This window comes from Nocardioides marinquilinus, assembly GCF_039543705.1.
Classification (GTDB): Bacteria; Actinomycetota; Actinomycetes; order Propionibacteriales; family Nocardioidaceae; genus Nocardioides; species Nocardioides marinquilinus.
This window is the reverse complement of sequence record NZ_BAABKG010000002.1, coordinates 58,532-70,759: the sequence shown is the minus strand read 5'-3', so window position 1 is coordinate 70,759 and position 12,228 is coordinate 58,532. Positions and strand designations below refer to the sequence as shown.

Sequence of the window (12,228 nt, the reverse complement as noted above, 5' to 3'; positions counted from 1 at the left end):
TCGAGACCCCAGGACGACGACAGCCGACCCGACCCCGCGGACCCGGCGACTACTCCAGCGCGTTGAGCGAGGCGTTGTAGCGGCCCAGCTGGTCGACGAAGCCGGCGAGCTCGTCGTCGGACCAGTCGGCCAGGCGCTCGTCGACCATCTTGCGGCGGTGCACGACGACGTCGGCCATGCGGGTGCGGGCCTCGTCGGTCACCGAGAGCAGGCTGGCGCGGGCGTCGTCCGGGTCCTTCTCGTGGCTGAGCAGGCCGAGCGAGACCAGGTGCTTGACCTGCCGGCTCACCGCGCCCTTGTCGACGTCGAACAGCTCGGCGATGGCCGAGGCGCGCACCGGCTCGCCCTGGGCGACGTTCGCCAGGATCAGGTAGGACGCCGGCTGCAGGTCGGGGTGCACGGCCGAGGCGCGCTCGGCGATGACGCGCCGCACGCGGCGGATCAGCACGCCGACCTCGTGCTCGAGCTCGGCCAGCGAGTCGGAGCGGCTCATCACGTCGGCCTCAGTCGCGCGGGGCCGCGGGGACCGGGACGGTCGAGCCGTTGCCCTCGGCGACCTTCTCGGGGGCGGCGTCGAGGGTGGTGCGCAGGGGCACCTCACGGATGAACAGCACGCTCACGAGGGCCAGGATGGCAAACGGCACCGCGACCAGGAAGATGTGGCCGGTGGCCGAGCCGAAGGCGTTCTCGTAGAGGTCGCGCCACGGGGCGGGGAGCGCCGACAGGTCGGGGATCGAGCTGGTCTGGTGACCGCCCGCCTGGCCGGCCGGCGGGGCGACGCCGTCGCGCACGAGCGCGGCGCCCCCGGTGCGCACCTGGTCGGCGACCTGGTGCGAGAGCAGCGCGCCGAGCACGCTGACGCCGATGGAGCCACCGAGCGAGCGGAAGAAGGCGACCGACGAGCTCGCGGCGCCCAGGTCGGCCTGGCGGGTGCTGTTCTGCACCGCGAGCACGAGGTTCTGCATGCTGGCGCCGAGGCCGGCGCCGGTGATCGCCATGAAGGCGCCGACGGCGACCAGCGAGGTGTCGGCGTCGATGGTGCCGAGCAGCGCCAGGCCGACGACGGCCGCGGAGAGGCCGGCCACGAGCCAGCGCTTCCAGTAGCCGGTGCGGCTGATGATGCGGCCGCTGACGATGCTCGAGACCAACAGTCCGCCGACCAGCGCGACCGACATCAGGCCGGCCTCGGTGGGGCTCATCCCGCGGGAGAGCTGGAAGTACTGGCTGAGGTAGACGGTCGCGGCGAACATCGAGACGCCGACCATGGCCGAGGCGAGGGTGGCGAGGGCGACGGTGCGGTCACGGAACAGCCGCAGCGGGACGACGGGCTCGGTGGCCACCCGCGCCTCGACGTAGATCGCCGCCGCGATGACGACGACGCCGCCCACGACGAGCAGGGCGCTGGTGGTCGAGATCCAGTCGAACGACGCACCGGCGAGCGAGACCCAGACGAGCAGCAGGCTGACGCCGCCGACGATGAGGGTGGCGCCGAGGTAGTCGATCTGCACGTCCTTCTTCACCACGGGCAGGTGCAGGCGGCGCTGCAGCACGAAGAAGGCGGCTACGGCGAACGGCAGGCCGACGAAGAAGCAGCCGCGCCAGCCGAGCGGGCTGTCGACGACCAGGCCGCCGATGAGCGGCCCGCTGACGGTGGCGGTGGCGAAGACGGCGCCGATGTAGCCGGAGTAGCGGCCGCGCTCACGCGGGCTGACCATCGAGGCGATCACGACCTGCACCAGCGCGGTGAGGCCGCCGACGCCGAGGCCCTGCACCACCCGGCCGCCGATGAGGACGCCCATGCTCGGCGCGAGCGCCGCGATGACCGAGCCGATGCTGTAGATGACCAGCGCGCTCTGCACCAGCAGCTTCTTGCTGAACAGGTCGGCGAGCTTGCCCCAGATCGGCGTGGTGGCCGTCATCGCCAGCAGGGTGGCGACCACGACCCAGGTGTAGCCCGACTGCGTGCCGTCCAGGTCGGTGACGATGCGCGGCAGCGCGTTGGTCACGACGGTGCTCGACAGCATCGCCACGAACATCGCGAGCAGCAGGCCGCTCAGCGCGACCAGCACCTCGCGGTGGGTCATCGGCGCCTCGGCGCTGGTCGTCGGGCTCTGCTGGCTCACGGTTGTCTGCTCCACGGGGACTAGAAGGTTGTCGAGATCAACGATATTCCCACGTCGTTGACACCCTCAACCAATCCTCGGGGTGAGGCCCACCACGCCGGCGCCGCGGGACGACGTCCGCGGGGGCGAAAAATGGACGATCCGCAGGCGTGACCCGGATCCTCGAGGGATCCGTGTGGGCCGCACCCGGGGACGTGATTCCGGGTTCGCCTGCGGATCGGGCGACTGCTTGGGATTCACCAGCAGCCTCGCCGGGTGATGCCACCCGACGTGATGCTGGGCTGCTAGCGGGCAGCCACCTCACGCGTCCTAGAAGAATGCATTTTTCTGGACCACCTCCTTTCCCGTGTACGACGAGCGTAGGTCGTGGGCGGGGGCCCGACAAGCGGTTAACGCCGACGTCCGCCGGATTCGGGAGGCCTCCCGACGTCGCCGCACGGGCCGGCCTCAAGGTCGGCGCAGGGCCGGTGGATTCGGCGGACAGGGCGGCCGGGGCTGCCTAGCCTCGGCCCGTGCTCCCTCGACCCGCGCTCCTCGCCCTGCCCGCCCTCCTGCTCGCGCCGCTGGCCGGCCTCGCCGCCCCGGCCCACGCGGCGGCGTCCACCGACCACGACCGCTGGCTCGAGCCGGCGCCGCTGGTGCCGCTCGACGAGCCCGTCTACGGCTACCACCGCGACCCGGCGGTCGCGACCAACGCGCGCGGCGACTCGGTCGCGGTCTACGTCGTCGACCCGCCGAGCGACGGCGTCCCGACCGGTGAGGTGCGGCTGACGCGCCGTCCCGCGGGCGGCACGTGGAGCTACCCGGTCGAGGTCTCGGGCGGGCGCGACTACGGCACCGACGGCGTCGCGGTCGGCATCGACGCCGCGGGCCGCGCGCTCGTCGCGTGGTCGCGCCCCGCGTCACGGTTCAACCCGGTGAACGACGAGGTGCTGGTGCGCACCGTGGCGGCCGACGGCACCCTCGGCGTTACCCGGCGACTCTCGGCCGACCGCGCCGAGGGCACCGACCCGGCCGTCGCGGTCGCGCCCGGCGGACGTGCGGTCGTCACCTGGCTCGACGGCGGCGACGTCCGCGCGGCGACCGGCACCACCGCCGGTCTCGGCACGCCGGTCACCGTCGCGGAGGGCGCGGGCGGGCAGTCCTCCCCCACCGTCGCGATCGCGCCGACGGGCGACGCCGTGCTGGCCTGGGACGCCGCCGGCGCGGGCGCCGACGCGGGTCGCGTCGTCCGCTCGTGCACCTGGGCCGCCGCGGCCGGCGGCTGCGGGCCGGTCGCCGACGTCGACGGCGGGACGTCGTCCGCCTCGGCGCTCGACCCCGCGGTGGCGGTCGGCGACGGGGGTGACGCCGTCCTCTGCTACGGCCTCGACGCCGAGGTCGACGGGCTGCGCTACGCCGTGCGGCCCGGCGGCGGGGACTGGTCGACGCCCGCCGAGGTGACCGCGGCCGCCCCGCCCGCGCTCGGCTCCTGCCAGGTGGCGCTGCGACCGGACGACGCGCTGGTCGTCGGCCACGCCGACCGCGACGGCCGCACCTACGTGGCGGTGCGCGGCGACGTGGTCGACGGACCGCGGGGCCCGGTCGGCGCCGGACGCCGGCTCAACGGTCCCGACGACGGCTTCCGCGGCTTCTCGCTCGACGCCGGCCGCGCCGGCGACGTCGCGGTGGTCGTCAGCGGCCGCAGCCGCCTGCTCGCCACCACCGTGCCGCGCACGGCACGGCAGGCCACGGCCGTGCAGCGCCTCGAGTTCCCCGAGCCCGGCTCGGGCTACGGCGCGACCCTCGCCGCGGTGGGCGTCGACGGGCAGGGCAACGCGTACGGCCCGGCCGTGAACGACTCGTGCCCGGTCACCTACTGCGCCAACCCGCAGTGGCGGCCCTGGACGATCACCCTCGACGCCGCCGCCCCCGCCCTCGAGGGCGTCGCCGGACCCCGCGCGGCCACGGTGGGCGACGTCGTCCGGCTGCGGGCCGTCGGCGTGCGCGACCTGGCCTCGGCGGTGACCGCGACGTGGCGGTTCTCCGACGGCTCGACCCGCACCGGGACGAGCGTCAGCAAGGTGGTGCGTCAGCCGGGCAGGCTGGTGGCCCGGCTGCAGCTCGTGGACGCCGCCGGCCACCGCACCGTGCAGCAGGTGGTCGTCACGGTGACTCGCTGAGCCCCGCCCCGACCGCGAACTGCGCCGCGTGCAGGCGGGCGTAGGCCCCGCCCGCCGCGAGCAGCTCGGCGTGCGTGCCCTGCTCGACGATGTCGCCGTGCTCCATGACCAGGATCAGGTCGGCGTCGCGGATGGTGGAGAGCCGGTGCGCGATGACGAACGACGTGCGGTCGGAGCGCAGCGCGGCCATCGCCTGCTGCAGCAGCAGCTCGGTGCGGGTGTCGACCGAGCTGGTGGCCTCGTCGAGGATCAGCAGAGCCGGGTCGGTGAGGAACGCCCGCGCGATGGTGACCAGCTGCCGCTCGCCCGCCGAGAGGTTCGAGCCCTCCTCGTCGACCACGGTGTCGTAGCCCTCGGGCAGCGAGTGCACGAAGCGGTCGACGAAGGTGGCGCGCGCGGCGGCCAGCACCTCCTCCTCGGTGGCACCCGGGCGGCCGTAGGCGATGTTGTCGCGGATGCTGCCCTCGAAGAGCCAGGTGTCCTGCAGCACCATGCCGATGCGCCCGCGCAGCCGCGCGCGTGGCATCGCGGCGACGTCGACGCCGTCGATCGTGATGCGGCCGCCGTCGACGTCGTAGAAGCGCATGACGAGGTTGACCAGCGTGGTCTTGCCGGCGCCGGTGGGGCCGACGATGGCCACCGTCTGGCCCGGCCGGGCCACCAGCGACAGGTCGGTGATCAGCGGGCGGTCGGGGTCGTAGGAGAACGAGACGTGCTCGAAGACGACCTCGCCGCGGTCGGTGCGGTCGGTGCCGTCGGTGCCGTGGCTCGGGCCGGGCTCGGCCGGGACGTCGGCGGCGTCGGCGGGCTCCTCGTCGGCATCCAGCAGCTCGAAGACCCGCTCGGCGGAGGCGACGCCCGACTGCAGCAGGTTGGCCATCGAGGCGACGGTGGTCAGCGGCTGGGTGAACTGGCGGGTGTACTGCACGAAGGCCTGCACCTCGCCGAGGGTGAGCGCGCCGCTGGAGACCCGCAGCGCGCCGACGACGGCGACCACGACGTAGTTGAGGTTCCCGATGAACATCATCGTCGGCATGATCAGGCCGCTGACGAACTGCGCGCGGAAGCTGACGTCGTACAGGCCCTCGTTGTGCTCGTCGAAGGTGCGCTCGACCTCGGCGCGGCGACCGAAGACGTTGACGAGCGCGTGGCCCGAGAAGGCCTCCTCGACGTGGCCGTTGAGCTGGCCGGTGCGGCGCCACTGCTGCACGAACTGGCCCTGCGAGCGCTTCATCACCGCGCGGGTGGCCAGCAGCGAGACCGGCACGCTGACCAGGGCGACGAGCGCCAGCAGCGGTGAGATCCACAGCATCATCCCGAGCACGGCGAAGACCGTGAGCAGCGAGGTGAGCAGCTGGCTCATCGTCTGCTGCAGGGTCTGCGAGACGTTGTCGATGTCGTTCGTGACGCGGCTCAGCAGCTCGCCCCGGGGCGAGCCGTCGACGTAGCCGAGCGGCAGCCGGTGAACCTTGTCCTCGACGTCCTGCCGCATGCGGCGCACGGTGCGCTGCACGACGCCGTTGAGCACGAAGCCGGCCAGCCAGGCCAGCGCCGAGGCGGCGACGTACAGCACGAGCACCAGCAGCAGGGTGCGGCCGACGGCACCGAAGTCGACGCCCTGGCCGGGCACCACGTCGAGGCCGCGGACGGCGTCGGGCAGCTGGTCGCGCGGCGTCCCCTCGGGGGTGCTGCGGCCGACGAGCCCGGCGAAGACCTGGTCGGTGGCGTGGCCGAGCACGCGGGGGCCGATCGACATCACCACGACGCTGGCCACGGTGACGGCGAGCACGAACGAGACCGCGAGCCGCTCGGGCCGCATGCGCGCGACCAGCCGCTTGGCCGAGGGGCCGAACGTCATGGCCTTCTGGCCGACCTGGCCGCCGCCCATCGGGCCGCGGCCGGGTCCGCCGGTGGGCGCCTCGATGCGCTCGGTGGCCTCGAGCTTCTTCGGCTTGGCCTGCTCGCTCATGCGGACACCTCCTCGGCGGTCAGCTGGGAGGCGACGATCTGCTGGTAGGTCTCGCAGCCCTCGAGCAGCGTCTCGTGGGTGCCGTGGCCGACGACGCGACCGTCGTCGAGCACGACGATCTCGTCGGCGTCGCGGATGGTCGTGACCCGCTGGGCCACCGTGATGACGGTGGCGTCGGTGGTGACCGGTCGCAGCGCCGCCCGCAGCCGGGCGTCGGTGGCGACGTCGAGCGCGGAGAAGCAGTCGTCGAACAGGTAGACCGCCGGACGCCGCACCACGGCCCGGGCGATGGCGAGCCGCTGCCGCTGCCCGCCGGAGAAGTTGGTGCCCCCCTGCGAGACCGGCGCCTCGAGCCCCTCGGGCAGCGCCTCGACGAAGTCGCGGGCCTGGGCGACCTCGAGGGCCTCCCACAGCTCGGCGTCGGTGGCGTCGGGCCGGCCGTGGCGCAGGTTCGAGGCGACGGTGCCGGTGAACAGGTAGGCACGCTGCGGCACCAGGCCCACCTGCGACCACAGCGTCTCGGCCTCGAGGTCGCCGACCGGCACGCCGCCGACGCGCACCTCGCCGCCGGTGGCGTCGAAGAGCCGGGGCACCAGGTTGACCAGCGTGGTCTTGCCGGCGCCGGTCGACCCGACCACGGCGAGGGTGCGGCCCGGACGGGCGGCCAGCGTGACGTCGTCCAGCACCGGCTGCTCGGCGCCGGGGTAGGAGAAGACGACGTGGTCGAGGTCGACGTGGCCGCGGCGGGCCGGGTCGAGCGGCCGCGGCTGCGCCGGCGGGACGACGCTGCTGCGGGTGTCGAGCACCTCGGCGACGCGGTCGGCGCACACCGCCGAGCGCGGCACCTGCATGAGCATGAAGGTCGCCATCATCACCGACATCAGGATCTGCATGAGGTAGGAGAGGAAGGCGGTGAGCGCGCCGACGCCGGTGAGGCCCTCGTCGACGCGGTGGGCGCCGAACCAGATGACGGCGACGCTCGCCACGTTCACCACCAGCATCACCAGCGGGAACATCGTGGCCAGCCAGCGCCCGGCCCGGGTGGCGACGTCGGTGAGGTCGTCGTTGGCCCGGCCGAACCGCTGCGCCTCGTAGGGCTCGCGCACGAACGCCCGGACGACGCGCAGCCCGGTGATCTGCTCGCGCAGCACGCGGTTGACCTCGTCGATGCGGGCCTGCATCAGCCGGAAGCTCGGCACCATGCGGCTGATGACGAACCCGACGGCGAGGAACAGCGCCGGGACGACGACGGCGAGCACCCAGCCGAGGCCGGCGTCCTCGCGCAACGCCATGACGACGCCGCCGACCATCATGATCGGGGCGGACGCCGCGATCAGGCAGGTCATCAGCACCAGCATCTGCAGCTGCTGCACGTCGTTGGTGCCGCGGGTGATGAGCGAGGGCGCGCCGAACTGCTGCAGCTCGCGCATCGAGAACGACCCGACGCGGGCGAACAGGTCGCGCCGCAGGTCGCGCCCGAACGCCATGGCGGTGCGCGAGCCGAACCAGGCGGCGCCGACCGAGCCGACCACCTGCAGCACCGAGACGCCGAGCATGATCGCGCCGAGGCGCCAGATGGTGCCGGTCTCGCCCCGGGCGATTCCCTCGTCGATGATGCGGGCGTTCAGGCTCGGCAGGTAGAGCATCGCCAGCACGCTGGCCAGCTGCAGCACCACCACGGCGCCGATCCAGCGGCGGTAGGGCACGAGCCGTTCGCGCAGGAGCGTGATGAGCATCAGGGGCTCACCTCCTCGGTGTCGTGGTCGAGGACCCCGTGCAGCACCACGTCGACGATCGCCTCGGGCGACATCGGCTGCTGCCGGTGGTTCAGGTGGGGGTGGGTGGCGGCGAAGGTGAGCAGCCGCAGGACGTCGACCGCCTCCGCCACCGGCAGCCGCAGCCGCGCCGCGTCGGGCTCGAGCAGCCGGGTCAGGCCGCGGTCGGCGAACCGCTCGCGCTGCTCGTCGTGGCGCGGGTCGTCGGGCGGCTTCGGGGCGCCGGCGGCGGTGAGCAGCGCGAAGATGCCGGCGAAGCGCTGCTGCAGCGCGGTGGTGCCGAGCACCAGCCGCTGCCGCAGCGGCAGGTCGGGGTCGATGCGCTCGATGAGCCGGAAGAACGGCTCGGGGTCCATCTCCCGGGCGAAGACGGCGGCGACGAGGTCGTCCTTGGTCGCGAAGGTGCGGAAGATCGTGCCCTCGGCGATGCCGGCCGCCTCGGCGATGAGCCGGGTGGTGGCGCGTGGGCCGTGCTCGACCAGGATCGGCCGGGCGGCGTCCAGGATCGCCTCGCGCCGCTCCTGCGCCGACAGCCTCGGAGCGCGGGCGCGCCCCGGTGTCTCCGTCCCCACGATCGACCACCGTAAGTGAGTGAGCACTCACTCACAAGCGGTGTGCGGGGCGGAGGGTCAGGGCTGCAGGCGTCGGGTCGACCAGGGGGCGTCGGCGTCGGGGCGGTGGTAGACGAGGCGGTCGTGCAGGCGGCCCTTGCGGCCCTGCCAGAACTCCACGGCGGTGGGGACGACGAGGTAGCCGCCCCACTCCTCCGGCACCGGCAGCTCGTCGTCGGGGACGCCGTCGAAGCGCGCCTCGACGGCGGCGTAGGCGTCGTCGAGCGCGGCGCGGCCCTCGGCCGGCTGCGACTGGTGCGAGGCCCAGGCGCCCAGCTGCGAGCCGCGGGGGCGGGCGTGGGCGTAGGCCTCGACGTCCTCGCGCGGGAGCGGCTGGGCGACGCCGTCGATGCGCACCTGCCGCTCGAGCAGGTGCCAGGGGAACAGCAGCGAGCAGCGGGGGTTCGCGGCGAGGTCGGCGCCCTTGTGCGAGGCGGTGTTGGTGAAGAAGCGGAAGCCGTCGTCGGCGAAGCCCTTGAGCAGCACCATGCGCGAGGACGGCGACCCGTCGGCCCCCACGGTGCTGATCACCATCGCGTTGGGCTCGTGCAGGTTGACCCGCCGGACGTCGTCGAACCAGCGCTCGAACATCGCCACCGGGTCGGCCGCGAGGTCGGCCTCGGCGAGCCCGCCGGCGGCGTACTCGTGGCGCATCGCGGCGATCTCGGCGTCGTCGTGCGTGTTGTCTCCCACGCCCCCAACCTAGAGCGGCGCCCACGCACCGGAGGGTGAGCGCCGCCCGCGCCGTGCGGCATGATCCGCAGCATGACCGAGGTGCACCACGGGCTCGAGGGAGTCGTCGCGTTCGAGACGGAGATCGCCGAGCCCGACAAGGAGGGGTCGGCCCTGCGCTACCGCGGCGTCGACATCGAGGACCTCGTCGGGCGGGTGCCGTTCGAGAACGTGTGGGGCCTGCTCATCGACGGCAGCTACGCGCCGGGCCTCGCGCCGGCCGAGCCCTACAACCTGCCGGTGCACACCGGCGACGTCCGCGTCGACGTGCAGGCCGCCGTCGCGATGCTGGCGCCCGCCTTCGGGTTCGGGCAGACCTACGACATCACCGACGAGCAGGCGCGCGACGACCTCGGGCGGGTGGCCGTCATGGTGCTCAGCTACGCCGCCCAGTCGGCCCGCGGGCTGCACCAGCCGGTGGTGCCGCAGCGCGAGGTCGACGAGGGCCGCACGCTCGCCGAGAAGTTCCTCATCCGCTGGAAGGGCGAGGCCGACCCGAACCACGTCAAGGCCGTCGACGCCTACTGGAGCAGCGCCGCCGAGCACGGCATGAACGCCTCCACCTTCACCGCGCGCGTCATCACCTCCACAGGCGCCGACGTGGCCGCCGCGTTCTCGGGCGCCATCGGCGCGATGAGCGGCCCGCTGCACGGCGGCGCCCCCTCGCGCGTGCTCGGCATGATCGAGGACGTCGAGCGCTCCGGCGACGCCGAGGGCTACGTCAAGGGCCTGCTCGACAACGGCGAGCGGCTGATGGGCTTCGGCCACCGGGTCTATCGCGCCGAGGACCCCCGGGCCCGGGTGCTGCGCCGCACCGCCCGCGAGCTCGACGCCCCCCGCTACGAGGTGGCCGAGGCGCTCGAGAAGGCCGCCCTCGCCGAGCTGAAGGCACGCCGTCCCGACCGGGTGCTCGAGACCAACGTGGAGTTCTGGGCCGCCATCGTGCTCGACTTCGCCGAGGTGCCGGCGCACATGTTCACCTCGATGTTCACCTGCGCCCGCACCGGCGGCTGGTCGGCGCACATCCTGGAGCAGAAGCGCACGGGTCGGCTGATCCGACCCTCGGCCGTCTACACCGGTCCCGCGGCCCGCCCGGCCGACGAGGTCGAGGGCTGGCAGAGCGAGTGGGCGGGCTGACGCTCCCCGAGCTGACCACCGGGCGACTGCGGCTGCGGCCGGCGTCCGAGGCCGACCTGCCCTCGTTCGAGGCCCTCAACGGCGACCCCGAGGTGATGCGCTTCGTCCTCGGCCGCGCGGCGACCCCCGAGGAGACGCGCGCGGAGTGGCGCGAGCGCCTGACGGTGCGCACGGACGCCGGGCGGGGGCTCGGCTACTGGGTGGGCGAGGTCGACGGGGCGTTCGTGGGCTGGTGGTCGGCCAGCTCGTTCGCCGACGACGACGCCGTCGCGGGCCTCGGCTACCGGCTCGTGCGCTCGGCGTGGGGTCGGGGCCTGGCGACCGAGGGCGCGATGGTGGTGCGCGACCACGCCTTCACCGTGCCGGGGGTCGGGCGGGTCGTGGCCTCCACGATGGCGGTCAACACCGGCTCGCGCCGGGTGCTCGAGAAGGCCGGCCTGCGCCACGTCGACACCTGGGTCGGCACGTGGGACGACCCGCTGCCGGGCGCCGAGGAGGGCGAGGTCGAGTACGCCGCGGTGCGGCCCGTCGTCCTCACCACCGAGCGGCTGCGGCTCGAGCCGCTGCGGCCCGACCACGCCGAGCTGCTCGTCGAGCTGGACGCCGACCCCGCGGTGCTGCACCACATCTTCCGCCGGGCGCTGGCGCGCGAGGAGGTGCTGGAGACCTTCCTGCCGCGGCGGCTGGCCGCCGGCGTCGGCGGGCTCGGGTTCTGGGCCGGCTTCGAGGGCGAGGAGTTCGTCGGCTGGTGGTGCCTGATCCCGGACGACGGCGCCCGCAGCGCCGAGATCGGCTACCGGCTGCGCCGGGCAGCGTGGGGCCGCGGTCTGGCCACCGAGGGCGGCCGGGCGCTGGTGCGGCACGCGCTCGACGTCGTCCGGCTCGAGCGGCTGTGGGCCGACACGGCGCGCACCAACACCGGCTCGCAGCAGGTGCTGACCAAGCTGGGCCTGCGCCTGGTCGGGCCGCAGACCGACCGGTTCCCGCCCCCGCACGACGACCTCGAGCGCGACGACCTGCGCTACGAGCTGGGCACCCTCGGCTGAGGCCGGGAACGCTCAGCCACGGCCGGCGCGGCGCTCGAACCACGACGTCCGGCCCTGCGCGGCGGCGCGGGTGAGCGAGACGTGCACGTGGTCGCGGTGGCGCAGGGTGGCCGAGCAGCGCCGGCGCGACGGGCAGCTCGAGCTGAGGTAGGGCTCGCCGCGGAAGGCGTCCCAGGCGGCGTACATGCGGTCGTCCCAGATCACGTACATCACGCCCATCCGGCGGGCGCGGGCGTGCTCGTTGCCGGCCGGGTCGGTCGCGAACAGGTCGTCGAGCAGCGCGCGGGCGGCGCGTCGTCCCTGCGGGGTGCGGGCGTCGACCATCCAGTCGAGGGCGCGGCCCTCCTGGTGCTCCGAGGTCACGCGGGTGCGCCGGGTGCACGAGCGCGAGACCGGCCCGGCGCGACCGCCGTAGGTGCGCACGACGAAGCGCAGCAGGGTGCGGGTGCCGGGCTTGGCCGCGGGGGCGCAGCGGGTGGCGGGCTGGTAGGCCGCGTAGTCCTCGATCGGCGCACCGGCCACCGGTTGCCCGGCGCCGGCCGTGGCGGCCGGGGGGAGGAGGAGCAGGGCCACACACAGCACGGCGCCGAGCAGTGGGGGTCGCGCGGAACCGTGGGGGGCTGTGGGGGGCACGCGCCTCGACGCTAGGACGCCGGCACGCGGTCTGGCCATC

General features: G+C 74.2%; 10 protein-coding genes. 3 read left to right on the top strand and 7 right to left on the bottom strand.

What is annotated here, in order from left to right; all coding sequences use genetic code 11:
- Window positions 1–49: 49 nt before the first annotated feature.
- Together ABEA04_RS06375 and ABEA04_RS06370 are read right to left on the bottom strand one after the other, a co-directional pair.
- Complete coding sequence (locus ABEA04_RS06375) at window positions 50–493, bottom strand: MarR family winged helix-turn-helix transcriptional regulator (protein ID WP_345455843.1); 444 nt, start codon at window positions 491–493, stop codon at window positions 50–52.
- Between the two features lie 10 nt (window positions 494–503).
- Window positions 504–2,123 carry an MDR family MFS transporter gene (locus ABEA04_RS06370; protein ID WP_345455841.1) on the bottom strand — a complete coding sequence of 540 codons (1,620 nt, stop codon included), beginning with the start codon at window positions 2,121–2,123 and terminating at the stop codon, window positions 504–506.
- A gap of 512 nt (window positions 2,124–2,635) precedes the next feature.
- Here ABEA04_RS06370 and ABEA04_RS06365 point away from each other — a divergent pair.
- Window positions 2,636–4,285 carry a PKD domain-containing protein gene (locus ABEA04_RS06365; protein WP_345455839.1) on the top strand — a complete coding sequence of 550 codons (1,650 nt, stop codon included), beginning with the start codon at window positions 2,636–2,638 and terminating at the stop codon, window positions 4,283–4,285.
- On the opposite strand, the gene ABEA04_RS06360 is transcribed toward ABEA04_RS06365, so the two are convergent.
- Genes ABEA04_RS06360 through pdxH form a run of 4 tightly spaced genes read right to left on the bottom strand, consistent with a single transcriptional unit; the run spans window position 4,269 to window position 9,333 of the window.
- Window positions 4,269–6,254, bottom strand: a complete 1,986-nt coding sequence (locus tag ABEA04_RS06360; RefSeq protein WP_345455836.1) for an ABC transporter ATP-binding protein — start codon at window positions 6,252–6,254, stop codon at window positions 4,269–4,271. The two genes, ABEA04_RS06365 and ABEA04_RS06360, sit on opposite strands and share 17 nt — an antisense overlap.
- Window positions 6,251–7,990: an ABC transporter ATP-binding protein gene (locus ABEA04_RS06355; protein ID WP_345455833.1), complete on the bottom strand. Its 1,740-nt coding sequence runs from the start codon at window positions 7,988–7,990 to the stop codon at window positions 6,251–6,253. The genes ABEA04_RS06360 and ABEA04_RS06355 overlap by 4 nt, the downstream gene beginning before the upstream one ends.
- Window positions 7,990–8,601, bottom strand: coding sequence for a TetR/AcrR family transcriptional regulator (locus tag ABEA04_RS06350; protein ID WP_345455830.1), 612 nt, complete (start codon window positions 8,599–8,601; stop codon window positions 7,990–7,992). The genes ABEA04_RS06355 and ABEA04_RS06350 overlap by 1 nt, the downstream gene beginning before the upstream one ends.
- 57 nt (window positions 8,602–8,658) lie before the next feature.
- Entirely contained in the window at window positions 8,659–9,333 is a 675-nt protein-coding gene (pdxH, locus tag ABEA04_RS06345; protein ID WP_345455827.1) for a pyridoxamine 5'-phosphate oxidase, read from the bottom strand.
- 72 nt (window positions 9,334–9,405) lie between these two features.
- Between pdxH and ABEA04_RS06340 the strand changes: the two genes are divergently transcribed.
- Window positions 9,406–10,509, top strand: coding sequence for a citrate synthase 2 (locus ABEA04_RS06340; RefSeq protein WP_345455824.1), 1,104 nt, complete (start codon window positions 9,406–9,408; stop codon window positions 10,507–10,509).
- Window positions 10,497–11,555, top strand: a complete 1,059-nt coding sequence (locus ABEA04_RS06335) for a GNAT family N-acetyltransferase (RefSeq protein WP_345455821.1) — start codon at window positions 10,497–10,499, stop codon at window positions 11,553–11,555. Before ABEA04_RS06340 ends, ABEA04_RS06335 begins: the two co-directional genes overlap by 13 nt.
- Before the next feature lie 12 nt (window positions 11,556–11,567).
- Here the strand turns inward: ABEA04_RS06335 and ABEA04_RS06330 are convergent, their stop codons facing one another.
- Window positions 11,568–12,188 carry a VldE C-terminal domain-containing protein gene (locus tag ABEA04_RS06330; RefSeq protein WP_345455819.1) on the bottom strand — a complete coding sequence of 207 codons (621 nt, stop codon included), beginning with the start codon at window positions 12,186–12,188 and terminating at the stop codon, window positions 11,568–11,570.
- Between the last annotated feature and the right edge of the window lie 40 nt (window positions 12,189–12,228).

Bases quoted from the DNA above. Each gene is read 5' to 3' on its own strand.
- ABEA04_RS06375 (WP_345455843.1), bottom strand. From the start codon at position 493: ATGAGCCGCTCCGACTCGCTGGCCGAGCTCGAGCACGAGGTCGGCGTG.
- ABEA04_RS06360 (WP_345455836.1), bottom strand. From the start codon at position 6,254: ATGAGCGAGCAGGCCAAGCCGAAGAAGCTCGAGGCCACCGAGCGCATC.
- ABEA04_RS06355 (WP_345455833.1), bottom strand. From the start codon at position 7,990: ATGCTCATCACGCTCCTGCGCGAACGGCTCGTGCCCTACCGCCGCTGG.
- ABEA04_RS06340 (WP_345455824.1), top strand. From the start codon at position 9,406: ATGACCGAGGTGCACCACGGGCTCGAGGGAGTCGTCGCGTTCGAGACG.